Origin of the sequence: uncultured Tateyamaria sp., assembly GCF_947488715.1 — a bacterium.
Taxonomy (GTDB): Bacteria; Pseudomonadota; Alphaproteobacteria; order Rhodobacterales; family Rhodobacteraceae; genus Tateyamaria.
Window position 1 is genome coordinate 310566 of sequence record NZ_CANLAG010000005.1, and the last position, 26527, is coordinate 337092.

18 protein-coding genes and 1 pseudogene are annotated in these 26527 nt (G+C 60.8%); 13 read left to right on the top strand and 6 right to left on the bottom strand.

Going from position 1 to position 26527, the window contains the following annotated elements; translation table 11 throughout:
* Window positions 1–426: 426 nt before the first annotated feature.
* The 3 genes from Q0936_RS13870 to Q0936_RS13880 form a co-directional block, all read right to left on the bottom strand.
* A complete protein-coding gene (locus Q0936_RS13870) occupies window positions 427–1560 on the bottom strand; it encodes an aldo/keto reductase (protein ID WP_299295562.1) in 1134 nt (377 codons plus the stop codon).
* Between the two features lie 281 nt (window positions 1561–1841).
* Window positions 1842–2744: a LysR family transcriptional regulator gene (locus Q0936_RS13875; RefSeq protein WP_299295560.1), complete on the bottom strand. Its 903-nt coding sequence runs from the start codon at window positions 2742–2744 to the stop codon at window positions 1842–1844.
* 197 nt (window positions 2745–2941) lie between these two features.
* Window positions 2942–3361, bottom strand: a complete 420-nt coding sequence (locus tag Q0936_RS13880) for an Rrf2 family transcriptional regulator (protein WP_299295558.1) — start codon at window positions 3359–3361, stop codon at window positions 2942–2944.
* A gap of 80 nt (window positions 3362–3441) precedes the next feature.
* Between Q0936_RS13880 and Q0936_RS13885 the strand changes: the two genes are divergently transcribed.
* The 3 genes and pseudogenes from Q0936_RS13885 to Q0936_RS20385 form a co-directional block, all read left to right on the top strand.
* Window positions 3442–4902 carry an MFS transporter gene (locus Q0936_RS13885; protein WP_299295555.1) on the top strand — a complete coding sequence of 487 codons (1461 nt, stop codon included), beginning with the start codon at window positions 3442–3444 and terminating at the stop codon, window positions 4900–4902.
* Between the two features lie 386 nt (window positions 4903–5288).
* Window positions 5289–5789 carry a DUF4432 family protein gene (locus Q0936_RS13890; protein ID WP_299295552.1) on the top strand — a complete coding sequence of 167 codons (501 nt, stop codon included), beginning with the start codon at window positions 5289–5291 and terminating at the stop codon, window positions 5787–5789.
* Window positions 5786–6379 (top strand): annotated as a pseudogene (locus tag Q0936_RS20385) (FAD-dependent oxidoreductase); the annotation flags it as partial. The gene Q0936_RS13890 and the pseudogene Q0936_RS20385, both read left to right, overlap by 4 nt.
* A 114-nt stretch (window positions 6380–6493) precedes the next feature.
* On the opposite strand, the gene Q0936_RS20390 reads toward Q0936_RS20385, so the two are convergent.
* Both Q0936_RS20390 and Q0936_RS13900 read right to left on the bottom strand, forming a co-directional pair.
* On the bottom strand, window positions 6494–6880 hold the full coding sequence (locus Q0936_RS20390; protein WP_366524877.1) for a nuclear transport factor 2 family protein: 387 nt from the start codon (window positions 6878–6880) through the stop codon (window positions 6494–6496).
* 43 nt (window positions 6881–6923) lie between these two features.
* Window positions 6924–7310: a DUF4440 domain-containing protein gene (locus tag Q0936_RS13900; protein WP_299295547.1), complete on the bottom strand. Its 387-nt coding sequence runs from the start codon at window positions 7308–7310 to the stop codon at window positions 6924–6926.
* A 103-nt stretch (window positions 7311–7413) separates the two neighbouring features.
* Between Q0936_RS13900 and Q0936_RS13905 the strand changes: the two genes are divergently transcribed.
* The 3 genes from Q0936_RS13905 (at window position 7414) to egtD (ending at window position 10863) form a co-directional block, all read left to right on the top strand.
* A complete protein-coding gene (locus tag Q0936_RS13905) occupies window positions 7414–8310 on the top strand; it encodes a LysR family transcriptional regulator (protein ID WP_299295544.1) in 897 nt (298 codons plus the stop codon).
* Window positions 8311–8666: 356 nt separating this feature from the next.
* Window positions 8667–9917 carry an ergothioneine biosynthesis protein EgtB gene (gene egtB, locus Q0936_RS13910; protein WP_299295542.1) on the top strand — a complete coding sequence of 417 codons (1251 nt, stop codon included), beginning with the start codon at window positions 8667–8669 and terminating at the stop codon, window positions 9915–9917.
* Window position 9918: 1 nt separating this feature from the next.
* Entirely contained in the window at window positions 9919–10863 is a 945-nt protein-coding gene (gene egtD, locus Q0936_RS13915) for an L-histidine N(alpha)-methyltransferase (RefSeq protein ID WP_299295540.1), read from the top strand.
* Between the two features lie 63 nt (window positions 10864–10926).
* Here egtD and Q0936_RS13920 read toward each other — a convergent pair whose 3' ends face one another.
* Window positions 10927–11874, bottom strand: a complete 948-nt coding sequence (locus Q0936_RS13920; protein WP_299295538.1) for a formylglycine-generating enzyme family protein — start codon at window positions 11872–11874, stop codon at window positions 10927–10929.
* 172 nt (window positions 11875–12046) lie between these two features.
* Between Q0936_RS13920 and Q0936_RS13925 the strand changes: the two genes are divergently transcribed.
* The 7 genes from Q0936_RS13925 (at window position 12047) to Q0936_RS13955 (ending at window position 26522) form a co-directional block, all read left to right on the top strand.
* On the top strand, window positions 12047–12730 hold the full coding sequence (locus tag Q0936_RS13925) for a 4'-phosphopantetheinyl transferase superfamily protein (protein WP_299295535.1): 684 nt from the start codon (window positions 12047–12049) through the stop codon (window positions 12728–12730).
* 267 nt (window positions 12731–12997) lie between these two features.
* Window positions 12998–13474: a DUF697 domain-containing protein gene (locus Q0936_RS13930; RefSeq protein WP_299146408.1), complete on the top strand. Its 477-nt coding sequence runs from the start codon at window positions 12998–13000 to the stop codon at window positions 13472–13474.
* Window positions 13475–13492: 18 nt separating this feature from the next.
* Window positions 13493–13663, top strand: coding sequence for a hypothetical protein (locus tag Q0936_RS13935; RefSeq protein WP_299295533.1), 171 nt, complete (start codon window positions 13493–13495; stop codon window positions 13661–13663).
* A 39-nt stretch (window positions 13664–13702) separates the two neighbouring features.
* Entirely contained in the window at window positions 13703–15388 is a 1686-nt protein-coding gene (locus tag Q0936_RS13940; RefSeq protein WP_299295531.1) for a cyclic peptide export ABC transporter, read from the top strand.
* Complete coding sequence (locus Q0936_RS13945; RefSeq protein ID WP_299146406.1) at window positions 15385–16380, top strand: prohibitin family protein; 996 nt, start codon at window positions 15385–15387, stop codon at window positions 16378–16380. The genes Q0936_RS13940 and Q0936_RS13945 overlap by 4 nt, the downstream gene beginning before the upstream one ends.
* Before the next feature lie 18 nt (window positions 16381–16398).
* Window positions 16399–20265, top strand: a complete 3867-nt coding sequence (locus Q0936_RS13950; protein WP_299295529.1) for an AMP-binding protein — start codon at window positions 16399–16401, stop codon at window positions 20263–20265.
* A complete protein-coding gene (locus Q0936_RS13955; protein ID WP_299295527.1) occupies window positions 20262–26522 on the top strand; it encodes an AMP-binding protein in 6261 nt (2086 codons plus the stop codon). Before Q0936_RS13950 ends, Q0936_RS13955 begins: the two co-directional genes overlap by 4 nt.
* Window positions 26523–26527 lie beyond the last annotated feature (5 nt).

The window sequence follows — 26527 nt, forward strand, 5'->3', positions numbered from 1 at the left end:
GGGCACGACGGGCAAATCCGCGTCCCAACGTGTTTAGAAAGGCATAGGGCTTTGCGTCGGTCGCGTCGGGTGGGTTTGCCCCCGCTGGGGATATGGCGTTTCCAAGGACCTTTTTAAGAATACGACTTAGCAAATTCTTCACTCCAAACAACTGTATGTAACACACGCACTTTCACGCAAAATTGGGCAGAAGTAGGGAGACTGCAAGCAATGATGGCCCTTTTCAGCAATTTGCTGCGAATTCGGCGTGGTCGTTGTGTGGTGTTTGGAGGGGCGTTAGAATTGAAACACTCATGTTTCCCGAACCGAGTGGCGCGGGCGATATTGCAAAGCGGATAGCAAAAGGCGCGCGCCTTTTGCCCCTTTGATCACCTGTGACAGGGGTTTGGCCCGCATGGCACCTTGCGATGTCATGCGGGTTTTCGGTCAGGCGTCCGGTGCTTCGACGTCAGACCAATTGGCGACGAGTTCGGGCGCGCGGCCGCCTTGCACTTGGATGCCGTCCAATGCGGTTCTGATGTCTGCCAGTTCATCGGCCGAAAAGCGCAGATTTGCGGCGGCGATGTTGTCGCGCAGATGGGGCATCTGTGTTGTACCGGGGATCGGAACGATGTTGTCGCCCTGCGCCAGCAACCATGCGAGCGCGATCTGGCCGGGCTTGGCGCTCTTTTGCGCGGCCCAGTCGCGGGCCAGGTCCACCACTGCCATGTTGGCTGCGCGGTTTTCGGGGTCCATGCGTGTGGTCATTGCGCGAAAATCGCCGGGTGCAAGGCTGGTTTCCATATCGATGGCACCCGTCAGGAACCCGTATCCCAGCGGGGAAAATGGCACAAAACCGATGCCCAGTTCAGCGCACAGGGGCAGGATGTCCGCCTCGCGTCCGCGCCACAGCATCGAATATTCGCTCTGCACAGCGCTGACTGGCAGGATGTCGTGCGCGCGGCGCAATGTTGCGGGGCCCATTTCGGACAGACCCCAGTGCAGCACTTTGCCCTCGTCCATCAGGTCCTGAACGACGCCCGCAACCTCTTCGATCGGGACGGTCGGGTCGACGCGGTGCTGGTACAGCAGGTCAATGCGATCCGTGCCAAGACGCTGCAGCGACCCTTCGACGGCGCGGCGAATGCGCTCTGGCTGGCTGGTGACGGTAAAGTCCCACACCCCGGTTTCGGGATCGACGCCAAAGCCGAATTTGGTGGTGACCTGAACGTCGTTGCGGAATGGTGCCATCGCCTCGCCGAGGATGCGTTCGCATGTGAAGGGTCCATAGACCTCGGCGCAGTCAAAGAACGTCACACCCTGTTCATAGGCGGATCGGATCAGGCGGATCATCTCGTCGCGGTCGGGCACAACTGTGTGGAACGTGCGGTGCATGTTCTGGACGCCAAGGCCAAGCTCGGACACCTCGAGATTGCCCAGCAGCCTGCGTCCGGACGCAACAGGACGCGGCGTTTGGGCGGCAACCTGAGATGCGCCGAGGGCGACAGTGGCAGCAGCGGCAGGGATACCGGCAAGAAAGGCACGGCGGTTGGGGTTGACGTCTCCCTTTGCGTTCGTCATGGGATAACTCCTTGGATTTTATGAATTAGGGTGATTTTTGAGTCAGTTGCCGGGCGTATAGCGGACAAAGTCGTTGCCGCGTTTCGCGGTGGCAAAGGAACTCATGCCGCCCGCGGCGGCATCGATGGTGTCGCGACAGCGGGCTGAGTGGCCCCGCACCCCGGTGCGGTGGCTGCAAAGGCGGTTTTGAAGGGGCGTTCCATTCTGTGTCTCCATCGGCGTGTGTTTCGATGGGCTCAACATGGCGATTGCTTGAGATAACTAAAAAGTCTTCTTAGGCATTAAAATAATGCTGTTTGGGTATCTGCTTTGAGTACCGTATCTGTCAGTAACAGGGTCAGACTGCCGGGCGATTTTTGCGTGAGAAACAGGAATTCGATTGGCACGGACAGACCTTTGACCGGGCGGAATTGAACGCGGCGGGGCGGGCGCTGCATGTTGGTGGTGTTCACAAAGGCGCAGCCCACGCCTGCGGACACAAGGCTGAGCATGGTTGTCTCGTCGACGGCCTCTTGCACGATCTGCGGGTCAAGGCCGATCCCTTTCAGCGCGCCGAACAGTTGGTCATGGTAGGCGGGTGCGACGGACCGAGGAAAGGCCACGATGGGCAGGCCGTCTATGTCCTCAAAGGACAATGGCCCGTCGTGGTCAAAGACAAGGTCCGTGGACGCGGCCAAAACGACGTTGTCGGTGCGCAGCGGATGCACGGCCAGCGCCTCGTTCGAGATGTTGTCCTGACGGTAGACAAAGGCCGCGTCGATCTCGCCCGCGATAAGGGCATTGATCTGATCCACCGAGCTCATCGGGCGGATGTCCAGCCGGATGGCGTCGTGTGCGCGTTTGAAATGGTTGAGGGTCAGCGGTACATGCCCCGACCATGATGCGGTTTCGAGCAGGCCGACTTTGAGGGTGCCTGCCTCTCCCTTCGAGATGCGCCGCGCGGTTTCGGCTGCGTCCTCAGTGTCCTGCAGTATGGCGCGCGCCCGCTCGGCAAAGACGCGCCCGGCATCGGTCAACACGACGCGGCGCCCTTGGCGCGAAAGCAGGTCAAAGCCCAATTCCGCCTCCAGATCCCTGATCTGACGCGAGACGGCGGGTTGGGCGATATTGAGCCGTTCGGCTGCATGGCTGATGCCGCCGTGATCAGCGACGGCCACGAAATAGCGCAGGTGACGCAGTTCCATACATGCCTCCGAAGTATCGGTTGAAAGGTAAGCTAGCACGGGAGGGTATGGCTGCAAGCGACGGCGTTCGGCGGCGCCGATGGGTCGGTATAGGGTACGGCGGTGGTTCGGTCGGAACCTATGTCATAGTGGGAATGCGGTTCCGGATCGAGGCGGTGCTGCGCCCGCGTCGACCCCGTACGCCTCGATTTGCAGGGTCACGCGTCCTTGTCCCACCCTTCGGCCAGTTGCTTGACCGTGATGGCATCCAGCGAGGCCCGAAACTGCAATTGAGCGGCGTGCAGGGCGTTGTCGGTGGCGGCATATGCCGCTCGGGCCAGCAGGCAGCTTGGGTTGTCGTCATCATTGCCGATGGCAAAGAGCTTGGGTGACCCGAGTGCCTCGTAAATGGCCAACAGCGTCACATCTGTCAGCGGTTTGGCCAGCGCCCAGCCGCCCCCATGCCCCTTTGTCGACGTCACGATCCCTGCCTCGCGCAGCCCCGACATCGTGCGCCGCACCACGGCAGAGTTCGTTTGCAGCATCTGTGCGATCTGTTCGGACGTTGCCGGGCGATCCATTCCGTTAAGGTGGAGCAGCGCGTGAAGCACGCGGGATAGGCGATTGTCCTGTCTCATCGTTGAGTACTTCTTTCTCACGTAACTTTTGAGCGCACAAGGTATTGACCTTCGCGATCTCTTGATACATTTGGTGATACATGACTATCACGACGAACACCAGTTTGCATCAAGACACGGGCCATGCGCGGCGCTGGGCGGCGCTTGCCGTTCTGTTCTTTGCCAGTTTCATGAACCTGATCGACGTCAGCATTGTGAATGTGGCCCTGCCGCAGATACAGGCCGAGACGGGTGCAACCCCGACACAGATCGAATGGGTGGCGGCGATTTACGTTCTGGCCCTTGCCGTTGGTCTTTTGCCGTTTGGGCGGTTTGGTGATGTTTTTGGCCGACGGCGGTTGTTCATTGGTGGATTGACCGGCTTTACCCTGTCCTCGGCGGTTTGCGGTCTTGCGCCGGATGTCGAGACATTGATCGCCGCGCGCGCGGTCAAGGGCGTGGCGGCCGCCATGATGGTGCCGCAGGTGTTGGCCATCGCGCATGTGATCTTTCCCGCAGGGGAAAAGCCGCGCGTCTTCGGGTTGTTTGGCACTGTTTCGAGCCTTGCGGTTGTTGCAGGCCCGATCGCAGGCGGTGCGTTGATTTCGGCTGATATCGGGGGACTGGGGTGGCGGTTGGCATTCCTGATCAACATCCCGCTTGGCGTTTTGGCGTTGGTCGGCGCGCGCCTCTTTGTGCCTGCCATGCAGGCCGACAGCGACGCACGGCCCGATTGGATCGGGACGGTTCTGTTCACTCTGTCTGCGACGTTGTTGGTTGTGCCCTTGATCGAAGGGCGTGCGCTTGGCTGGCCCTGGTGGTGCTTTGCCGCGTTGGGCGCGTCCGTTCCGGCGGCCTGTGCGTTCATCGCGTTTGAACACCGACGCAGTGCGCGTGGTCGGTCGGCATTGATGCCACCGAGCCTCTTGTCAAACGGCCCGTACCTGCAGCGGCTTGGGTTGGTGACGCTGTTTTTCAGCGGTGTGCCGGGGCTATTTCTGGTCCTCGCGATCTTTCTGCAATCGGGGTTTGGGTTGAGTGCGCTGCAAAGCGGTCTGGTCACGACACCATTCCCTGTGGGGGTCATGCTCGCCTCGACGACCACGGCACGGTTTGGCGACCGCCACCATTCAGTACGGATTGCGGGCGGCGCAGTGTTGCTGATGATCGGGATGATCGCGCTGCAATCGGTGATCAAATCCGTTGGAGAGGACCTGAACCCCTATGCTTTTGCGCTACCGCTGCTCATCTGTGGCTTTGGCATGGGGGCGGCGATCATGTCGTTGTTCCAGGTCACCATGTCCAGCGTTGCGCGTCAGGACGCAGGGACAGGATCAGGGGCCATGCAAGCGTTTCAGCAGATAGGTGCGGCCCTCGGCATCGCGGTGGCGGGTCAGATATTCTTTGGCCGTTTGGGCGACGGCGGCATGACCGCAGGTGAAACCGCCAACGCGCGGTTTGTCGAAGCTGCCGCAATGGCCACAAACTATTCCATCGCTGTCTTTGCGATACTGGCGGGTCTTGTGGGCGTTCGGGCGTGGAAACAGAGAAGGGACAGGTGATGACAATGCCAGAAGACCACGAAGACGCCGCTACATTCTGTGAGGGTCGTTATGCAAAACTGGCGTAGCCGACATCGGGCCACCCCTCTGCGAGTCTTGTGAGATCTAGTTGGCGAAACGGTGGTGGACGGCCATAGGTGTCGATGTTGCCCCGATCAGTGATCGATGCGGCGCGGCGGTCCGCCGATAAGGCCGGGGTCGGAGCGCGCGCATTTTTTGCGTGCCATGATCTCAATGCGTCTGTGCCGGACGGAGAGTTCAATCTGGTCACCGCAATTTCTCTGGTTTTTTGATCACGTTTGAGTTGGACCATGTCCTTGGCGGATATGAGGCAGATGTGCCGGAATAAAACTACGCCGGCCGACCAATCGCAGCTCATGGCATACATGGCCACGTCAGCATATTGCTTGCGCCTGACCGGTTACGGCGAAGGCTGTTTCCTGTGGGCTGAGGGGGGTGTCCGTCAATCTTCAGTCTTTGCCGAAGACCTTGAACTGATCCGCCGCATCGAGGTCGAGGTTGGCACAAACGATGTTCACCTAGTGGACGAGGTGCGTAAGCGTGGCTTCAATCGCACCCTGCATATGCTGTGTTACCACATCAACGTCGGCTATCCGGTGCTGGCCAAAGGCACGCGGTGTCTGGTCCCGATCGAAGACGTAGTTTGGGCCGCGCACGCCGATACCTTTACCGATCAGTGCGTCGGTTATGCCCGCCCGTCAGGCCCTGAGGATACAGTTCGCGAGCAGGTCTGGCTGTACGAGATGAAGGGCGATGGGGATGGGAATGTGGCCATCGCACTGGTCAATACGGCCACGCAGCAACAGCCTGATGATCCATTTCCCGTCCCTTCAGGTCAATTTTGTCCACTTTCGGGCCAAAGATGACAGCCGGGACTGTCATTGTGGGTGCCGGGCACTGCGGCGTCAGCGCGGCCCAAGGTGCGCAGATGGCAGGTTTAGAGGGGCCGATCACACTGATCGGGGACGAGGCTGAACTGCCTTACGAACGCCTGCCGCTGTGCGCGATTTTCCCTGATGACTGGTGCCACACGCACGACACTTCCCTCATGCGGGCAACCCATGTCACCAAGATCGATTGTACTCGCCAGACCGTAAAGCTGAGCGGTGGCGACACCTGTTCCTACACCAAGCCGTTGCTTGCGACGGGCGCGTCCGCGCGCCAGATACCGCCCGATACGATGCCGGGCGTGTACCTCCGCTATGTGAACACATATGCCGACGCGCAAAAATTGGCGCAGGAGGTGTCTGCTGGGGCAGGTGTGTTGATTGTCGGGGGTGGTTTCATCGGGTTGGAACTGGCCGCGAGCCTGTCGGCGCGCAACGCCTTTTTGCATGTGATCGAAGCCCAGGATCGCATACTGGCCCGCGCCGTGGCACCCGCCATCGCCCAGAAAACCCTGCATTTGCATTCAGAGCACGGCGTGACGATCCATATCGGAAGTGCCGTTAACGCGGTGGAGGATCGCGTTGCGTTCTTGTCGTCTCGGCAAAGCGTGTGGGCCGAACAAGTGACTGCCCGCCGCAACATGTGCGGCGGACGTCTTGTCAGACACGTGCAAGGCGTGTGCCTACACTGCGGAGGGTGGGCCATTGGGGCAATCGATCAGATAGCCCCAGCCGCCATTGTCCAATCGTCTCGCGACCTCGGTGGACTGCCCCTCGGCGATGACGGTCCCGTCCGGCACCACGGCGCGCCAGTTGGCGCGGATCAGGGCGATGTCACCCACGATGACCTCGGTGATGACATCGCTCTGGATTTCCGGTCGCAGTTCCATAAAGCCATCGAAAACGGCGCGGACACCGGGGTGGCCGATGGAGGGCGGTTGGTCAGGTGGAAAATACACCTGACAGTCCGGGTGGAACATCGACGTGATGCCGTCGAGGTCGCCCTGTTGCAAAAACGCGCTGACGCAATGGGCGATGTCGCGCGGTCGGTGTGCAATGCGGTCGGTCATGTTGTGTGATCTCTTTTTGTTGGAAACAGGCAATTGTTGTTGGTCAGGCAGGGCCGTTGTTGTCCATGTCGAGGATCATCTTCCAAGCGCCGGTCGCATCGCGTTTGTAGACCAGAACCAGCCGGCCTTGGGGTGTGCGGGTCTCACCGGTGTCACGCATCGTCATGGTGCCGTAGAACCGTCCCGACACAACTGCGACGTCGCCAAAAAACTGCAAGTCTTCGATATCGTAGCCGGAGGTGATCTCGGCGGTTGCAATGCGGGGGATGTATTTGTCGCGAATGGCCTGCACGCCGATGGTGGCAGGCTGACCTTCGTTCACGGTGACGGCGTTTGGGTCGCATGTTGCGACCATGGCGTCGATGTCGCCTGAATCTAGGCCGGTGTTCCAGGCGTTGATCACGTTTTGGATGTCTGCGCGTTCGGTCATCTGTGTGGTCCTTTGGGTTTGTTTGGCTTGTCCAGAACCTAAGGGCACAGTATTGTAAGATTAACCTCATCTCTACCTAACAGACTGATCGGAAAAGCGAACAATGCAATACGGCAACCTTGGGGACATGCGGGTCTTTGTCGAAGTTGCACGACGCGGCGGCTTTCGCGCGGCGGCCACCCATCTGAAGCAAGCGCCCGCATCGGTGAGCGAGGCCGTGCAGCGGTTCGAGGACCGGTTGGGCGTACGGTTGTTCGAACGGTCAACACGGTCTGTGGTGTTGACCGCGATGGGCGAGCGCCTTTTCCAGCGCAGCTTGCCTGCGATCACGGAATTGGACAGCGCGGTCCGCGAGTTGGACGCGGAAAAGGACACCGTCGCAGGCACATTGCGGCTGTCAGCCCCCTACAGCGCGGGCCCATTTTTCCTCGACGCGCTGCTGGCGCAGTTTGCCGCCGCGCATCCGGGTGTGGGGGTTGAGGTCATATATGACGACCAAAAAGTCGACCTTGTGACGTCGGGCATAGACGCGGCGATCCGGTCCGACACACTGTTGGAGCCCGAGACACACGCCGTGCCTGTTGGGCCGCCGCTGGCGATGACGGTTGTGGCGAGCCAGAGTTACCTTGAGCGGGCAGGGGTGCCGATGGAGCCTCAGGACATCCTGAACTACGACACGATCGGATACGCATTCGGCGGCAGTGGTCAGCGCGCGCCCTGGCGGCTTGATGGGCCTGACGGTGGGTTTGTGATCCAACCTGACCCGCGGATTGTGGCAAATGACATGCGCGCACTCATGCATCATGCGGCGGCTGGTTTGGGGCTGACCTATGTGTATCGGGACATCGCTGCGCCGTGGATCGAAAGCGGGCAAGTGGTCGAAGTTCTCGCGGGGCGATGCCAGACGCTGCCCCGCTATTCCGTCAATTACCGGAGCAAGAAACACATGACCCGCCGATTGCGGGCGTTCATTGATCTGGCAAAACAGGTGCGCGCCTGATCGCGGTGCAAGACCCTCGGTTGGCCGAAGTCACACAGCCAAATACCTGTTTCTATATCGCCAAATAGCGTGTCGCTGCCCGGTTGGTGCCAGCCGGGGCAAAGAATGCCTGCCCGGAATCGGACAAGTCCCTGAGGCGACGCCTGTGCATTCTTGTTACCGACCAGCAGCAGTTTCACACAGACCTCACGTGAAGTTCATCGCCTGCTCAACGGAGTGTGCACGTAGAGCGTGAAAGATCATGCTAACCGTCAATTCATAGCTTGTGGCTATGAGGACCCGTTTCGCTTTGCTGACCCCATCTGCGGCCTGGTTGCGTTGAACGCACGCCGCTTCTCTGTTGAGGAATACCCCGAATGAGCACTCAACCCCTGACCACCGACGACCCTTCCACCGTCGCGTCGACATTTGCGCGGACACGCGCGCGGACGACGTCGTTGGCTGCGCCATTGCTACCTGAGGATATGATGCTGCAATCCATGGAGGATGCCTCACCACCCAAGTGGCACCTCGCGCATACCACATGGTTTTTCGAGGAATTCATTCTGCGCAAGCGCGTGCCGGGCTACGTGTCGCCCGACGACCGTTTCGCGTTTCTTTTCAACAGCTACTACGTCAAGGCCGGGCCGCGACATGCGCGGGACAAGCGGGGTCTGATCAGCCGTCCGGATTGTGCCGCGGTGCAATCCTATCGCGCGCATGTGGATGAGGCGGTGGCGGACCTGTTGGACGCTGGGCGGGATGACACACCGGAAATCGCGGACTTGGTCACGCTGGGTTGTCACCATGAGATGCAGCATCAGGAACTGTTGGTCACAGACCTGTTGCACGCACTCTCATTCAACCCGTTGATGCCCGCCTACCGCGACCCCGAACCCTTGGGTGTCTTGCCTGCCGGACCGGATGGGTGGACCCGTCACGACGGGGGGCTGGTCGAGATCGGCCACGATGGTCGCGCGTTTGCCTATGATTGCGAGGGGCCTCGGCATCAGGTGTTTCTTGCGCCCTACGAAATTGCAGACCGGGCTGTCACAAACCGCGACTGGATCGCGTTCATGGAGGATGGCGGTTACGACGCCCCGGACCATTGGTTGATGGAAGGGCACGCAGTGGCCAGCCGCGAAGCCTGGGCGCATCCGCTGTATTGGTGGAAGCAGGACGACGTGTGGTGGTCCTTTGGGTTGCGTGGCGCACAACCTGTCGCGCTGGATGCACCTGTGGTGCATGTGAGCTATTACGAGGCCGACGCCTTTGCGCGCTGGGCAGGTGCGCGTCTGCCCACCGAGGCGGAGCATGAGCATGCGTTTGCGGAACGGCCCATCCAGGGCAACTTTCTGGATGGCGGACAGTTGCGCCCGCTGCCCGGCACCGGCGTCTGGGGCGATGTCTGGGAATGGACGGCATCGCCGTTCACACCCTATCCGGGCTTTCGCGCGCCCGAAGGGGCTTTGGGCGAGTACAACGGCAAGTTCATGGTGAACCAGATGGTGTTGCGCGGCGGCTCTTGTGCCACGGCCAGCGAACAGATGCGCGCTAGCTACCGGACGTTCTTTTACCCGCATCAGCGGTGGCAGATGATGGGTCTGCGCCTCGCAAGGGATGTGTGACATGGCCAAGGATTCTGTCGAACCAATCAACAGCGCATTGCTGGCCGACGCCTTGGCCGGGCTGGCGCAACCCCAGAAACAGCTGTCGCCCAAGTGGTTTTACGACACGCGCGGTTCGGAGCTGTTCGAAGAGATCACGCAGTTGGACGAATACTATCCAACCCGGACCGAGGCCGCGATTTTGGTCGCGCATGCGGACCAGTTGGCGCGTCTGGTGCCGCCCGGTGGCGTGTTGGTCGAACTGGGATCCGGCGCTTCGGTCAAAACCCGCACATTGCTCGATGCAGGCGGGCATTTTGGCGCATATGTCCCGATCGACATCGCCGAAGAGTTCCTGATGCACACCGCCCAGGATCTGCGCCGCAGGTACCCCGATTTGAACGTCGCACCGGTGATGGCTGATTTCACAAGTGCAATCACCTTGCCATCGACATTCGACGGCGTGCCCAAGACGGCGTTTTTCCCCGGATCGACCATTGGCAATCTGGCCCCACAGGCCGCCATTGATCTGTTGTCGCGCATGCATGATCTGGACGGGGTCGACACCTTTGTACTGGGTGTGGATCTGGTCAAGGACCGGGAGGAGCTGATCCGCGCCTATGACGACCGCGCAGGTGTCACAGCAGCGTTCAACCTCAACATTCTGGAGCGGCTGAACCGCGAAGCGGGCGCAGATTTCGGTCTGGAGGGGTTCGCACACGAAGCGCGATGGATCGAGGACCGCATCGAGATGCACCTTGTGTCCCGGCGCGCGCAGTCGGTTGCTCTGGGTGGTACAGTCATTCACTTCCAGGCCGGAGAGAGCATCCATACCGAAAGCTGTCGGAAATATACGCAGGACAGCCTGCGCGCCCTTGCAGATGCCGCAGGTTGGGTGGTGGATGACATGTTCGCCGACAGCGATTGGCGGTTCATGGTGGCCGTTTTGAAACGGAAGCCGGACTAGGCGCTGTCGCAAGACTGTTCCGGGGGCCAATGCCACGTCAAAGGCGGCGCATACATAGGCTTGTCATGCGTCGTCATAGACGAGCCTAAAGCCCTGATGTGACATGGTGCTGTCGGGGGATGTGCCGCTGCGGGCGGCGATGCGGTAACGGTAGCAATAGCTCGGGTGGCACAGAAAGGATCCGCCCTTGGTGATCTTGAACCCGGCCTTGCCGGCATGCGCCTGCTTGACCTGCCGCTTCAGTGATTTGACGCGAAACGTTTGCGACGTCCATTCCCAGACATTGCCGACCATGTTGTACAATCCGTAGCCATTGGGTGCGAATGACCTTGCCGGTGCAGTGCCGGTGTACCCGTCGCGCCCAAGGTCGTGGTCCGGGAACCGTCCCTGCCAGATGTTGCAGGGGAAGCTGTCGGTGTCGTTGGGTTCTGCGTCGCCCCATGGGAACCGGACATCGCCTTGACCACCGCGTGCGGCGTGTTCCCATTCTGCTTCGGTCGGCAGGCGGCCCCCGGCCCAAGTGGCAAAGGCATTTGCGTCATGCCAACTGATGTGGACGGCAGGGTGGTCCGGCGGTGCTGCGCCTTCAGAACCGGGTCCGTAAACAGCGCGCCAATTGGCCCCCGGTACCATACGCCACCATGGCGCGCCGGGGACTGGCGGCGCGTTGCGCGCGGCACCTGACAGAAAACCCTGAAACACGAATGAGTCGCCCAATCGTTCGGCTTCGGTCACGTGACCTGTTGCCTCGACAAACGCCGCGAAACGCGCGTTGGTCACGGTGGTGGTGTCGATGCGGAACGGTTTGATCCGTGTTTTGCGCAACGGGCTTTCCCCATCAAGCGCAAGCTCTGGACGGTTTGTACCGACCAGCCCTGTGCCGCCCGGAATTGGAACGGTGTCGGGATGTGCGGTTTCGCGACACGCACCGGTCTGTTTCGGTGAATGGGCGTCCACCCCCTTGCGGGCGGGCATACAGCACGATTTAGCTCCGGTTTGCTCTTCACTCATGCCCTTGCCCACAGTCATTTGCAGCAAACGGTATGGCACAAAATCGCGGGTGGGAAGGGTAGGCGGTGCGGCTTGAACGGAACGAGGGTTGAAAAGTCGCGCGTTGTTTTTGACGCTACAGGCTTGGTCCGTCGCCTTGTCAGGTATTGAGGGCCACTATAGGCATCAAACGATGTTCATCTCTGACGATTTCAATTTGGAACCGCCCCATGGTGCGGAGGTCTTTGCCGGGTGCCGTTTTGATGTCTCGGCGTTCGAGCCCGAGCTGTTTGATCAGATGAACATCATACGCCCGCCAGAGATTGCAGGCGCAGTCGGCAAAAGGCAGGCGGAATTCTTGGCAGGGCGCTATCTGGTGCAACGTGGGTTGGCGCAATTGGGTGTGCCGGAACAATCGGTCGGCACCGGCGCGCATCGGCAGCCGTTGTGGCCACCAGATGTGTCCGGGGCGATCACGCATGCGGACGGGGTTGCGGTGGTGCTGATGTCGTCGCAGCCAACAGCTTTGGTCGGTGTGGATGTCGAGACGGTTCTGGACGCGGACATGGCAGCAACAGTTGCGCCGCAAGTTCTCAGCAACAGCGAAAAAGAACTCCTACAGGCGGCAACCGGCAGCGCGCTTGAAACCCTGACAGCGGTATTCTCCGCCAAGGAAACGCTGTTCAAGGCCCTGTTTCCGTTGGTGGGCCGTTACTTTGGTTTCGAGGCAGCAGAATTAAACGCCCCGCCCGAGCAGCGCCGGATTTCACTGGCCCTGACGCAGGACCTGTCGCCCGGCGCCCCGCGTGGACGGGTGTTCGATATTGCTTGGCGGTTGCACGATGGCCAGGTGCTGACCTGGCTGGTTGAGTCCTAGCAAAAATCACTGACTCGGACCGGCGGCTGCATCAAAATCGGGCGTTGCTGCGCGGTGTTGTGCAAGCTCAACAGAACAAGGCGCGAAAGATCGTTGCCAGAACGTGCGGCATCGCGTACAACTTGTGTTAGATATTTAGAAGACCGCCAAGTTTTATTTGACCTGATCGCATTGTTTTAAATGCATTTTAACGAACCGGGTACCGTTTTTCAGCCCACCCAAGTTCTTGCCAGTATCCTGAAACCTGACTCAATGCATGAGGACGACATGACAGCCGCGACTGCCACTGACACCGTCAGCGAAACTTCCAAAAATTCCGCCGCCGCCAATGAAATTGTAACCAAGGCCGTCAAATGGTCTGCCGCCGCCGCCGTTGTGCCGCTGCCTTACGTTGACCTTGTGTCGCTTGGCGCAGTGCAGTTGAGCATGGTGCGCGATCTGGGCAAGCTCTATGGCGTCGACGCCAAAGATGACGCGATCAAATGCGCGATCTCTGCACTGCTTGGCACGCTTGGCCCCGCCGCACTGAGCGGCAGCCTGTTGGGTTCGTCCCTCAAACTGATCCCAGGTGGGGGTACGCTTTTGGGCAGTGCCGGTCTTGCTGCCGCGGGCAGTGCGGCGACCTACGCCATCGGTCAGGTGTTCATCTCGCATTTCGAAGAGGGCGGCACCGTCGAGAACCTCGATGCTGAATCCAAAGCGGATGACGTCAAAAGCGCGGTTGCCGCTGCCAAATCCAAATAAGCTCAGGGGGATAAAGGCATGATTACCTTGCCTCCGGTTCTGGCTTATGTCGCTTTGTGTGCTGTGGTTGGGTATTGGGGACGGAATTGGAACATCGGGTTCGCCGGGTGTTTCGTTCTATCCTTGCTGCTGACCCCGCTGCTCGTGGGCGTTTTCGTTCTGATTTCCGCGCCGCGCACTGAAACCTAGGTTTCATTCGCGCAGCACACGGGGAACAAGGCCAGACCAATGACCGGACAATTGACGGGCAATGTCATGCTGCGATTTTTATCGCGGCGTGGTGCCGATCACACGCGCAAGCCGCGGCTCAAATGGCCGCGCCTGCCGGACGAGGTTTCGTTCGGCACGTGGATGGCGATTGTCGTCCTGTCGGCCATGTGTGGCACGGGTGTTTTGTTCCTGTTGAACACCGAGGCGCGGTTGATCGAATATCATGGCTATTCGACGCTGGTCGCGGTGTTGTTCATTGTGCTGTTGGTGGTCTACCGCACCGCCCAAAGGCTGTTGATCAGCCGGGCAGGGCGCGGGATCGAGACGGCGTTGCACGAACGTCGGACAGAGATCACGGACAAGGTTTTGCACCTGTCATTGCGCGATATCGAGGATCTCGAAGCCGAGCAGGTGATGGACGGATTGTCCGTCCACTACGCCGCTCTCAGTCAGGCCGCAGTTCCCTTGATTGCGGGCGTCGAGGGGCTGGTTCTGCTGGTTTTCATGTACGGCTACCTTCTGTTCCTGTCCCCGGCTGCAGGCATCCTGACGCTGGTGATCGCGGTGGTCACGGCCTTTGGGTACTTTGCGCTGAACAAGGAGCTGGACAAGGCGCTCGAACAGGGTGCCGCATCGGACAGCATGCACCGCCGGTTTTCCGAGGCCGTTGTGCACGGCGCCAAAGAGCTGCGCCTGCACGCAGGCAAACGGGCAGCGCTCGAAGCGGACATGCAGGCCACATCACAGGAATTGTCGGATCGGCGTACCACGTCTGCCGTGCTGTTTTCTCAGGTGATTTCAACCGGGACCAGCGTGTCTTACCTGCTGGCTGGCGGTGTTGTCTTTGCCTTGCCGGTGCTGAACGGGGCCGGGCAGGATGACATTTCCCGCGTGGTCATGGCGGTTCTGTTTCTTCTTGGTCCCATCGGATCGGTGATCAACAGCGTGCATCACTATTCCATCGCCAAGTTTCGCCTTGGCGCGATTGATAGATTTGAGCAGGCGGTGGATGCCTGTCTGGAACATCAGCAAGACGAAGTTGATCTCGGGGACGCGCCGTTTGACAGCCTGTCGTTGCAAGGCGTGTCCTATGCGCACCGGCCGGATGCCAATGACACGGCCTTTGCTGTCCAAGATCTCGACTTTGCAGTCGGGCGGGGCGAGATCGTTTTCATCACAGGTGGCAATGGGTCGGGCAAGACAACGGCATTGCGGGTGCTGACCGGGCTGTACCCACGTGCGGATGGTGCCATGACGCTGAACGGCACAAACATCCCTCAAAGGCCGCCGCAGGCCTACCGGGATATCTTTTCCACCGTTTTTGCGGACTTCCATTTGTTTCCAAAGCCTTACGCGCTGGATGCCGATCAACAGGACGTTTTCCGCAAATGGCTGAGCGTTCTGGGCATGGATGGCAAGGTGTCCGAAGGGGCGGATATGCTGCCCGGCCACCTGTCCACCGGCCAACGCAAACGTCTCGCACTGGCACTGGCGCTGGCCGAAGACCGCCCCGTGCTGGTGTTGGACGAGTGGGCCGCCGATCAGGACCCTGCAACGCGTGAGATGTTCTACAAAACCCTGCTGCCAGACCTGAAAGCACAGGGCATGACAATCATCGCGGTTACACATGATGACCGCTATTTTGACTGCGCCGACCGTCGTTACCACATGACCGAAGGCCGCCTGGAAGCGTTGGCACCATGACCAAGAAACAGCACTCTCCCTTTGTCAGAGCGGTTCGAAGGCTCAGCCTGTCGCTGAGTTTCGTCATACTTGTCGTGCTCTTTTTGCTGGTCGTTCTATGGCAGTCCATCGTCTACACCACGCCGGTTGGTCATCAGAGTGTCCTTTGGCATCGACTGGCCACGTCCGATGGCAGCAATTCGGTTGGCCCTCTGGGCGAGGGGCTGCACCTGATCTGGCCATGGGACGAATTCTATACCTATGACCTGCGGCTACAGACGCATCACAACAATTATCAGGTGGTGTCCAATGACGGGCTGCACTTCGATATTTCGCTGACATTCCGGTGGCGCCTGATCGGCGAAAACATCGTGTCACTGAACGACAACATCGGTCCCGAATACGTTGAAAAGGTTCTGGTGCCTGAAATCGGATCGGTCACACGCGCCGTGATCGCACAATTCAATGCTGAAGCCTTGGTCACCGAGGGGCGGTCCGATGTGCAGTCCAAGATCTACGCGGGCGTCACGTCACCTGATCTGCCCAACGGTATTCTGGGGCGTCGGACGCCAGAGCCCGATGAACTGGGTCTGATCCTGTTGACGGATGTTCTGATCCGCCGCGTGGCGCTGCCGACGCAGATCAAGCAGGCCATCGAGAACAAGCTGGAGCAGGCACAAGTTGTCGAGGAATACGCATTCCGGGTCCAGCGCGAAGGGTTGGAAAAACAGCGCAAGGAGATTGAAGCCGAGGGCATCAGGAATTTCCAGAACACGATCGCGCCTGCAATTTCAGAGAGTTATCTGAAGTGGCGCGGCATCGAAGCAACGCTGCGACTGGCCGAATCCGAGAACGCCAAGATTGTCATTTTCGGCAACAGCGATGATGGGCTGCCCGTCATTCTCGACATGGAAACCCCGGATGATCCGCGGATGTTTGCACCGATTGAACCTCGTCCCGAACAGCCTGTGGATGAGGCCGCAACTGAGACGGAACCGAGCGACAAACCATAGAACCAGATTGGACGTGTGATGGGTGGGCACAAATCGTCAATTGCGAACGGATCAACGGATGCCGTGGTGTCGCGCGTGTTTGGCATTGCGGGCATTGTCGACTGTGATGTGACGGATGTGCCTGTGTCTGCGGGGGCGCTGCGCGTTCTGCGCGTTATGGGGCCAGGCGCGGTTGCGTTGGCCAAGTCGCCGCCTGAGGGTTTGTTGCGCCGGGATGGCGGAGAGGTTGACCTTATCTTGCCAGTCACGGATGTGCGCGATCCTTTGCCCGAGGATATGGCTCTGTGGACGGATGCGGCGCAAAATGATGCTCTGCGCGATTTGCAAACGGCGACAGGTGCGCGGGATGTCGCGCTGACGCTGGACTGGGATGCGGCACCTGTTGCGCGCATGCGCGTTGGGGTGGCTTCTAAACCCGATGCGCCACAACCGCCGTCGGACCGCGCCGCATTCGGGCGTAAGTTGTCTGATGTGCCTGCGCTCATCGAAGGTGCGCCTTACATCGCGCCAGATGATCATCCTCGGACTTTGGCGGATGCTGTGCATCGCCTTACCGCGTCGACCAAAGAGATTGTCGCATACCGGCCTGACGGTCGGGTCCATCGGGTCACCTACGCCACGCTTGTGGATCAGGCGCGCCGGGTTCAGGCGGGATTGGCGGCTGCGGGGCTGGGCAAGGGCGACATCGTTCTGTGTGACGTCACGGACGCCATTCAAAGCACGGCAATCGTCTGGGGCGCGACCCTCGGCGGCGTTGTGCCTGCGCTGATTTCAGTCCCTGAGGATCATGGTGACGGGCAGGCAGAAGCCTTTGGACGTATCGAAGCGGCCGCGCAGGTTTTGGGGCATCCGCCGATCATCCTTGACCAGGCGCAGATGTGCGATGAGCTGCGCGGGTTTAAGGTGCTCGATGCCACAGGCTTGGTGCAACATCCTACCGCCGCTGACCAACCCGTCGAAATTGACCCGGAAGACGACGCCGTCGTGTTGTTGACGTCGGGCAGCACGGGCGTGCCCAAAGGCGTGGTGCAATCCCATCGCGCCACCTTGGCAATGGTCGGGGCCGCCTTGCACCGTGGCGCGGGGATCGAAGCATCGCATACCGTGTTCAACTGGATGCCACGCGACCACGTGGGATCATATATGATTGCCACCATGGGTGCCTGCGTCCTGGGCGCTTCGCAGGTGCACGCCGATACCGGTTGGATCCTCGCCGATCCGACCCGTTGGCTTGATGCAATGTCTGAACACCACGCCGGGCTGACGTGGTCGCCGAATTTCTCCTTTGCCTTGATCACGCGTGCGGCGCTGGAACACCCCAAAGGCTGGGATCTTTCGGGATTGAAGGCCATTTTCAATGGCGGGGAAACCGTCACTGAGGACGTGCTGGACGCGTTCATAGACGCCATGAAACCCTTTGGTGTGTCAGGCTCCGGGGTCATGATCCCGTCGCTCGGCATGTCCGAGACGTGCTCTGCCGTGACACTGGGACGACTGGGGCGGGCCCATGGCCCATTCACGAGCCTTGGTGGTGCTGTGCCTGGCACGCAGTTGCGCGCGGTTGATCCTGAGGATGGCGTTTTGCGCGAGGGCGAGATTGGGCGCGTCCAAGTCGCAGGCCCCCAACTGATGAGCCGTTATCACGGGCTGGATACGGCCGCGATTTCGCCGGACGGGTGGTATGACACGGGCGATCTGGGCTTTATCGCCGACGGTGGGCTGTATCTCACCGGACGTCTCAAGGACACGGTCAACGTCAACGGAGCGACGTATTTCGCGCATGAAATAGAACAGGCTTTGGGTGATATTCCCGGTGTCGACGATGCGGCAACCGTTGTAACAGCGGTGGACCGGGCGAATGACGGCGAAGCATTGGCTGTGTTCTTTGCCCCTGCGGATGCCAGTGGGCGAGACAATGCAACAGTTCTGGCGCAATTGGCGGCCGTGCTGCGCGACAGGCTGGCGGCACGGTTGGCCCTGACCCCAGATCTTTTGATCCCCATAGACCCGGTGGACATCCCACGCACCAGCATCGGCAAGGTGGTGCGCCGTACCCTTCAGGACCGGGTCCGCGCCGGTGACTTTGATCGCCGTATCGCGCTGTTGGAACACGCGGCAGGCGCTACAGGCGTTGTGCCTTGCGCCGTCCACCGCAAAGTCTGGGTGCCATTCGCTTCTACTCCGTCATGCACCGCACCAAACTACCCAGCCTTAGTGTTCTGCGATGACCCGGCCGAAGCGGGTTTTCTGAGTGACATGCCAACGTCTTACATCGCGCCGCCGGACGGCGTGTGGCCCCAGCAAGATGTGCGCGGGGGTATGGTCATGTTCATTGCGCCGCGGCGCAATGCCCACGCTGCGTTAGTGCGGATTGCTGACCAGATTGCGAACCTGTCGCCAAATCATCGGCCCGCGCATGTTTTGGTCGTGACGCAGGGCGCGGTTTGTGTGGACCCGTCGGATGCCACCCAGCCGGAACACGCTCTATTACCGGGTCTTGTGCAATCGCTCGGCGTTCTTGCGCCCGACGTGCATTGGTCCTTGGCAGACATAAACAGGACGGACCGCGCTGGTCAGTCGACCGCCATTTCTGCGTCACGCGTGTGTCTGTCTGCCTTTCGGAACGGCTCTTGGGTCACGCCAAAATGGCAACGCGAGAGCCTAGGCACACAACCACCGAAACCGGGCCCGTGGTTGGTCACGGGTGGTTTGGGCGGTATTGGCCGTCAGGTCTGCGCAGACCTACAAAGCTGCGGTGCCGAACTGATCATCGTCGGACGTACGCCGGAAATCGGGCTGGACGAGACGCGATCGCAAGCATTGGCGAATTTCCGGGCATCAGGCCGGGTGCAATACGTGTCCTGCGATCTGGCAAAGGGGACCTTGGCCGACGTCTTGCCAAAGATCGAAGCCATTTTGGACCGCACTATCGCGGGTGTCATCCACTTGGCGGCATGTGTGCCGGATGAACAGGCGCCTCACGCCGTGGCTGGTGACTGGGACGCAGCCCAAGCCGCCTTGTCGGCTGTGTTTGCGTTGGGCATAGATCGACCAGACCTTCGGGTCGTGACGGTTGGGTCGATTGTCGGCCAGGTGGGCGGTCGGCTGCAGGCCTATGCGGCCCTGAATGCTGCGCTTGCAGAGGCATCCTTGGCCGCAGGCGGCGTGCACCACGTCCGGCTGGACCTTTCGTGTTGGGAAAATCGCGGCATGAGTGCGGGTCGGACCAGCGCGTCGTTGCTTCACGCGGATGGTTTGCTGCCGTTGCGTGATGCGACTGGCGTTGCGCTGATGCGGCATGCCATGTGCGCGCCCAGTGGCCATTTGATCGGCGGAATGGATGTGCGCCACCCTCGGCACGGTTGGCTGGAAGAAGCGGAAACCGCGCGGCCCGTTCTGGCACCGACCGCGTGGGTCGGCGGCAATACGTCCGCAGGTGCCGTGTCTTTGCGTGATGCACGCGGGGCGGATCATCTTGTTCCCCTGCATGTCCGCGAGACGCTGCCAAAAACCGCAAGCGGCGCGGTTGATCAGGCACAGCTGTTAGCCGGGTCGGCTGAACTGGACGACGCGGCGGATGACCCCGTGGCGCAGGTGGTGGCACTGGCCATGGCCGACACGCTCGACTTGGATCAAGCCTCTGTTTCGGCGGACTTCTTTGCCCTTGGTGGCACATCATTGTTGGCCGCACGTCTTGCGCAACAGTTGGCCGAACTGTTCTTTGTTGATCTGAGCATCGCGCATGTGTTCCGCGCGCCGCGCCCAGCACAACTGGCCAAAACCTTGCGCCGTCGTGAGGCAGAGCCGGGGCTCGTTGACGCCGCTGCCGGTGAAATTCTCAATGCCGTAAGCGCACCGGAAACCCAGACCGAGCCCGCGGAATGAGCAAGCTGGGGATCATAGACCGCACCGCATTGGCAAAGCGTTTGACACAACGCGGCTTTGGTTCAGCCCAAGACGAACCGCGTGAGCCGAGCGTTCCGCAAGACGCCACACCAACTGCCAACATGGCAGAGAAACGGTTCTGGACGCAGGAGCAGATGGACCCGACCCCGGGCTTGAACGCCTTGGGTGTTTGGCTGGATTTGAAGGTCCCGGTGACCCGGGCGGCGTTTGTTGCGGCATTGACCAAGGTGGTGCAGCGTCACGACGCCTTGCGTACCAAGTACACGGACCGCGATGGCGCGTTGCACCTTGATGTGGTGGACGATCTGCCACTGCCGCTCGGTGCGCCTTTGGGCGACACCGCGCCTGATGCCGTCCGTCAGGCTCTGTTCGACATGGGTTTGATCATGGCCCAGGACACGCCGTGGCAGGTTCGGCTGGCGGTGACGGGCCGGAATGGCACAGATGAAGTCGTCAATGGCGTCTTGATCGGCGTGCATCACGCCATCATGGACTGGGGCGGTTTGGCCGTCTTTGTGCAAGAACTCGATCAGGCGCTGGATGGTGCGGAAACACCGGCGTCGCCTGTGCATCCTCAGGGATTTGAACATAAATTTCAAAGGTCTCGAGCCGCCCATCGTGCCGAAGCCGAGGCCTACTGGCAGGCGCGCCTAGATGGGTGCCCCGCCGTTTTGTCCATCCCCGCAGCGCAAAGCGGGTCCGAACCGGCCCCCGGCTATCACACAAGAACCTTAACACTGGGCGCCGAACAGTCGCAGCGTCTGCGTGCACGGGCTGCGGCACTTGGTGCGACACCGTTTTCTCTTTTGCTGTCCGCCTATGGCTTGGTGCTGACCGGACTGTCCAGCACGCCAGAGGTGGTTTTCGGCACTGCCGTGTCGCATCGTGACCAACAAGGCGGAGAGTGCATCATCGCATGCCTGTCAGACCTCGTGCCGTTGCGGCTGGCCCTGGACAGTTCCGACACGGTGGACAGCACACTGCGCGGCGTTCACGGCCAGATGGCGCAGGATATCGAGCACGCGCATCTAGGCTTTGCCGACATTGTTGCCGCATCGGGTGTGGCGCGTCACCGGGACAAGGCCCCGCTGGTACAGGCGATATTCAATCTCTTGGAGCCTATGCCCGAGGGCCAGCACCTGACGGCGCAACCGGTTTACAGTCAGGTTGCCCGCGCGGACATCGCTTTGGACGCCCAAGATCACGGTGACCTTTCGCTGCGCCTTGAGTTGCGCGCCGCAATGTTCACGCCTGCGCTGGCGGACCAAATTGCGCGGTGTTTGGACAGTGCGGTTGCGCATGTTCTGGCGGATGGGTCGCAGCCGCTTGGTGCCGTTGCTTGGCCTGTGGCCCCACCTGACATACAGCCATCTCTGGCCCCGCCAAAGACCCATTTGGGGGAATGGTTGTTTGACCGCATGGCGGCGCAGCCGGGGCAAACCGTAAAGGACGGTGACCAAGTCACAACATTTGCGGAGATCTGCAAAAGTGCGGAGGCTTTGGCGGCGGCGCTGATCGATGCAGGCGTCGCACCGGGCGACGCAGTTGCCGTGCATCTGCCGCGCGGGATTGCCCAAGTGACAGCCACGCTTGCCTGTTTGCGTGCGGGTGGGGTCTTGGTGCTGATTGACCCCGATCACCCGGTTCAACGACGTGCAGATGTTGTCGCTCAGTCGCAGGCCCGTGTGATGATTGGCGAAGGCATCGATGCTGATCTGACATCGCTGGTCGATGTGATGGTTGCGCCCACTGCCAAGGGGGCAGGCGCATGTCCAACTGTGTGGCCGCACCGGGACCCGCAAGACATCGCGTACATCGTGTTCACCTCCGGTTCGACCGGGCGACCCAAGGGGGCATGCGGGACCCATCAGGGCCTGTTGAACCGTCTGATCTGGATGGAGGGCGCGTATCCCTGGGCATCGGACGACGTGGCGTGCCTCAAAACCTCTGCGGCTTTTGTCGATGCGCTGACCGAGATGCTCGGACCGTTGGCGGCGGGTGTCGCCAGTGTTGTTGCGGGGGCGGATGTGGCAAAGGATCCGCATGCCCTGGCGCAGTTCATTGGCACAAATCACGTGACGCGGATTGTTGCAGTGCCAAGCCTGATTTCGGTTTGGACAGATCATGTGCCGGGTATTGCGACCTTTTTGTCCCCATTGCGGTTGTGTGTGTCGAGCGGAGAGCCGTTGACCGCGCGGGTTCTGCGCAAAATGGCAGAGATCGCGCCGAAATGCCGGGTGCTGAACCTCTATGGCGCATCCGAGATGTCGGGGGATGTGACGCATCACTTGCCCACAGGGACAAGTGACGTGATCCCCATTGGACGCGCGATGCCGGGCAATCGTCTGGCTGTTGTCGACCCGAATGGACATACTTTGCCCACTGGGTTCCCCGGCGAATTGGTCGTGTCGGGCGTTGCTTTGGCGGACGGGTATCGTGGCGCGACCGCGGCGGACCAGGCACGGTTTGCTCCCATGGCCGTCTTTGATGGCGCTGTGGGCTATTCCACTGGGGACCGCGCTTATCTGGATGGGTCGGGTGACGTGGTCTTGCTGGGCCGCAAGGATGATCAGGTCAAGATTGACGGCGTCCGGGTTGAATTGGCAGAGGTGGCACGGGTGATCGAACATGCGCCCGGTGTGGCGCAATGCGTGGTGCTGGCCGCTGGAGCCGAGGGCGGCTCACCCCACTTGACCGCCTTTGTGACTTTGGCGGATGCAGCAACAGACACGCCTAACGAGGGTGCGCTGCGTCAGTTTGCACGGGCACGTTTGCTTGGGTCGGTTGTTCCTGGGCGTATCCTTGTCCTCGAAACGATGCCGACGGGTCCTACGGGCAAAATCGACCGCCGGGCACTTGAGGCCAATGCAGCGCAGCGCGGTGCAGAAATTGCGTCAGAACCGTCCGAGCATACCGCGCAATCACAGCAGATTGCTGAGATATGGGCGGATGTTCTGGATGTCGCTTTGCCCACACCTGAGGCGGATTTTTTCGCATTGGGTGGCACGTCCTTGCGCGCGGTTGTCGTCATGTCGCGCCTGAGTGCGGCCATTGGTCGATATCTTGAGCCGGGCTTGATCTTTGATCACCCGACCCCTGCGGCGCTGGCCGATGCCGTGATACAGGGCGAGACGGCGCAAGGTGACGGACCGCCTTTGCCGGCGGTGACAGTCCGCGCCCCTGCGGAACGCAGTCCTATGACGGCCAATCAGGCGTGGTTGTGGCGCCTGCATCGGGATGCACCGCAAAGCACAGCTTACAATCTGGCTGCCGGATATCGGCTGGGTGCTCATGTGGATTTGGACGCATTGGCTGATGCTGTGGCCGCTGTGTTTGAGCGGCACACCAGCCTGCGCACCCGTGTCCACACAGAAGGAGCGGAGGCCTGGACGCAGTGCGCATCTTCCCCCGAACCCGACTGCGCTTTGATCCGCGAAAGCGATGACGAGACGCCGGATGAGGCGCTGATACAGCGCGCGGCCACACGGCCCTTTGACCTGCAACAAGAGAACCCGGCCCGGTTTGCGATCTATCCACGGAAGGCGGGGTATCTGCTGGTCATCTCGGTGCATCACATGGCAAGCGATGGGTGGTCCGCACAGGTGATCGTGGATGATCTGTCCCGATGCTACGCACAAAAGGTCGCGGGCCGCGACATCGCAGACGCGCCGGTCCCGCAGTCGTCGGATGTCGCGCATTGGCAAAACGAAGCACGCCCCGCCCTGCGCGACACACTTGATGCGTATGTTGCAGGCTTGGCAGAGGCCGCGGGACCGACGCTGGCCCCGGCGAACCCAATGGCACCACGCGGAGGACTCGCCGAACGCGTGACCGTGAAACTGGATGCCGCAACGCTTGGCGATTTGGTGGCACAAGGTCCAATTGGAACAACCACCCTTGGCGTTTTGTGTGCAGCGTGGGCGCTCGTCTTACGTGGCTTTGGTACGGATACCCCTTTGCTGATGGGCATTCCACGGGCCGGGCGCAGCGCACCTGGGCTGGAAAAGGCCGTGGGCTTTTTCGCAAACACGGTTCTGATGCCGCTTGACCCTGATCCGGCTGAGCCTTGGTCATCTGTATTGCAACAAACTCAGGACAAGCTGCGGGCGACCGCCCCCTGCGACATGATCCCCTTGGCGTGGGTGCAGGATGCCGGTGCAGGCTGGCGTGCTGATACGTCTGAGATCCGCACATTGGTGGTGCCCGAAGACGGATTTGATTGGAAATTGGATCTGCCTGGTGCCGACGTGCAATGGGCCGGACAGTCGCGCCCGACAGAAGCACGAGCAGACGTCGCGGTGGTGCTGACCCGTGCGGGTGCTGGACTGAGCGTCGAAATCGAATATGACACCGGACGCATTTCGGCGATGTTTGGGCAGAGCTTGGCGAATGCGCTGGCCTGCATTCTGAAGGGTGCGGCGCGCAATCCGCGAGCCGGTGGCGCACCTTTGACCGAGGACGAGACCACACCCGCGACGCTCCAGAATGACACTGAAAGTTCCGCTTTCACGGGGCAACGCATAGATGCACAGCTGGCGGATTGGGCGCATGCCGCACCTGATGCAGTGGCTGCCGTGGGTCCAGAGGGAGCCATCACCGCCGCTGAATTGGAAGCGCGTGTTGCGACTTATGCGACACGGCTGTCTGCGGCGGGTCTCAGTTGTGACATGGCCGCCGCAGTTGATTGCCAACGCGGGCTGTCGTGGTTGGTCGCCATTCTGTCGATCTGGCGCGTTGGCGCACGGGTCGTCATTCTGGACCCCGCATGGCCGCATGCGCAACGCGCAGACATTTGCGACGATGCCAACGTCGCCATGGTTCTGGACGCAGGCACAGTGTCCTTCACAGCCCCATTTCCAACTGCAAAGGGCCAAGCCCTGCGAGGATTGGCGGACATCGCGGCGCTGACGTACACGTCTGGCACAACCGGGCGACCCAAGGGCGTTGCCTTGGCCCATGACGCATTATTGCGCTTGGGTGATGCACTGCGAACTGCGCTGGATGTACGACCGGGCGACCGTATCTTGCAGGCCGCAGCCCCTGCATTTGACGTCGCATTGTCGGATATCGCGATGGCGTTGACAGCCCGCGCGGCTTTGGTTGTTTTGCCGCAGGACGATGTATTGGCCGGACGAAACCTGACCAATGCGCTCGAACGCGAGCAGATCACGCATATGCAGGTGGCAGCCACTGTGCTGAGCAACACCGCTGCACAACCCTTGCCGCACCTCCGGGCGGTTGCCGTCGGGGGAGAGCCTTGTCCACCTGCCACACTCGATGCGTGGTCCAAAGGGCGGGCGCTCTTTGTTGCCTATGGACCCGCCGAAGCAACGGTAACGGCGACGGTTATCCGGTATGATGCACAGATGCCTCAGGCTGCCTTGGGTTTCCCCATTGCGGGCAACAACCTCGCCGTTCTGGACCGCTTTGATCAACCGCTGCCGCCCGGTGCGGTTGGTGATATTGTGATCGGCGGGCGCCAGATCGCGCGCTATCTGGGCCATGCTGCAGCTGGCGCGAATGGGTTCGGCACCACGGATGTATTTGGAGAAACGCAGCCCGCGCTGCGCACGGGTGATCGCGGGTGGATGACGGCGGACGGTTGCCTGGTGTTTGCAGGCCGCACCGACCGTCAGCTCAAGATACGGGGCACGCGCGTAGAACCACGCGCTATCGAAGTTGCGCTGGATGCCCACCCGGAAGTGCAACGCGCTTTGGTCGGCCATACCGGCGATGGGCCAGAGCGGATGTTGGTCGCTTGGGTTACGCTGCGCAGCGGGATCATTGACGCCAAATCCGAGGCGGTGCTGCGCGACTGGCTGTCTGCGCGTTTGCCCAAGGCGTCGGTGCCGTCGCGGATTGCCGTGTTGGAGGCCTGGCCGCTGACGCCAAACGGCAAGGTTGATATGGCGGCGCTGCCTGCACCTTGGGACGCTCCGGTTGACGCGGCCGTCGACGCAACCGCCATAGCGCCCGAAACCTTGGCCGAGGTCGAACGCCTCGTTGCCGCCCTTTGGCGCGACATCCTCAAGCGTCAGGACATCCCATCCGGGCGCAGTTTCTATGACTGCGGCGGGGACTCGTTGTCCATCGTGGCGTTGCAGGCCCGGCTTGAGGCCGCACTGGGCGTCGACATTCCGGTGGGTGAAATGTTTGCGCATCCAACCCTGTCCGACATGTCCGAAATGATTTTTTCCAAACGATTTCAAAAGAAACTTGTGGAGTTCGAAATATGAGACCC

Excerpts from the sequence above, each read along its gene's own strand:
- Q0936_RS13870 (WP_299295562.1), bottom strand. The coding sequence starts at position 1,560 with ATGACGAACGCAAAGGGAGACGTCAACCCCAACCGCCGTGCCTTTCTT.
- Q0936_RS13875 (WP_299295560.1), bottom strand. The coding sequence starts at position 2,744 with ATGGAACTGCGTCACCTGCGCTATTTCGTGGCCGTCGCTGATCACGGC.
- Q0936_RS13880 (WP_299295558.1), bottom strand. The coding sequence starts at position 3,361 with ATGAGACAGGACAATCGCCTATCCCGCGTGCTTCACGCGCTGCTCCAC.
- Q0936_RS13885 (WP_299295555.1), top strand. The coding sequence starts at position 3,442 with ATGACTATCACGACGAACACCAGTTTGCATCAAGACACGGGCCATGCG.
- Q0936_RS13890 (WP_299295552.1), top strand. The coding sequence starts at position 5,289 with ATGGCCACGTCAGCATATTGCTTGCGCCTGACCGGTTACGGCGAAGGC.
- Q0936_RS20390 (WP_366524877.1), bottom strand. The coding sequence starts at position 6,880 with ATGACCGACCGCATTGCACACCGACCGCGCGACATCGCCCATTGCGTC.
- Q0936_RS13900 (WP_299295547.1), bottom strand. The coding sequence starts at position 7,310 with ATGACCGAACGCGCAGACATCCAAAACGTGATCAACGCCTGGAACACC.
- Q0936_RS13905 (WP_299295544.1), top strand. The coding sequence starts at position 7,414 with ATGCAATACGGCAACCTTGGGGACATGCGGGTCTTTGTCGAAGTTGCA.
- egtB (WP_299295542.1), top strand. The coding sequence starts at position 8,667 with ATGAGCACTCAACCCCTGACCACCGACGACCCTTCCACCGTCGCGTCG.
- egtD (WP_299295540.1), top strand. The coding sequence starts at position 9,919 with ATGGCCAAGGATTCTGTCGAACCAATCAACAGCGCATTGCTGGCCGAC.
- Q0936_RS13920 (WP_299295538.1), bottom strand. The coding sequence starts at position 11,874 with ATGAGTGAAGAGCAAACCGGAGCTAAATCGTGCTGTATGCCCGCCCGC.
- Q0936_RS13925 (WP_299295535.1), top strand. The coding sequence starts at position 12,047 with ATGTTCATCTCTGACGATTTCAATTTGGAACCGCCCCATGGTGCGGAG.
- Q0936_RS13930 (WP_299146408.1), top strand. The coding sequence starts at position 12,998 with ATGACAGCCGCGACTGCCACTGACACCGTCAGCGAAACTTCCAAAAAT.
- Q0936_RS13935 (WP_299295533.1), top strand. The coding sequence starts at position 13,493 with ATGATTACCTTGCCTCCGGTTCTGGCTTATGTCGCTTTGTGTGCTGTG.
- Q0936_RS13940 (WP_299295531.1), top strand. The coding sequence starts at position 13,703 with ATGACCGGACAATTGACGGGCAATGTCATGCTGCGATTTTTATCGCGG.
- Q0936_RS13945 (WP_299146406.1), top strand. The coding sequence starts at position 15,385 with ATGACCAAGAAACAGCACTCTCCCTTTGTCAGAGCGGTTCGAAGGCTC.
- Q0936_RS13950 (WP_299295529.1), top strand. The coding sequence starts at position 16,399 with ATGGGTGGGCACAAATCGTCAATTGCGAACGGATCAACGGATGCCGTG.
- Q0936_RS13955 (WP_299295527.1), top strand. The coding sequence starts at position 20,262 with ATGAGCAAGCTGGGGATCATAGACCGCACCGCATTGGCAAAGCGTTTG.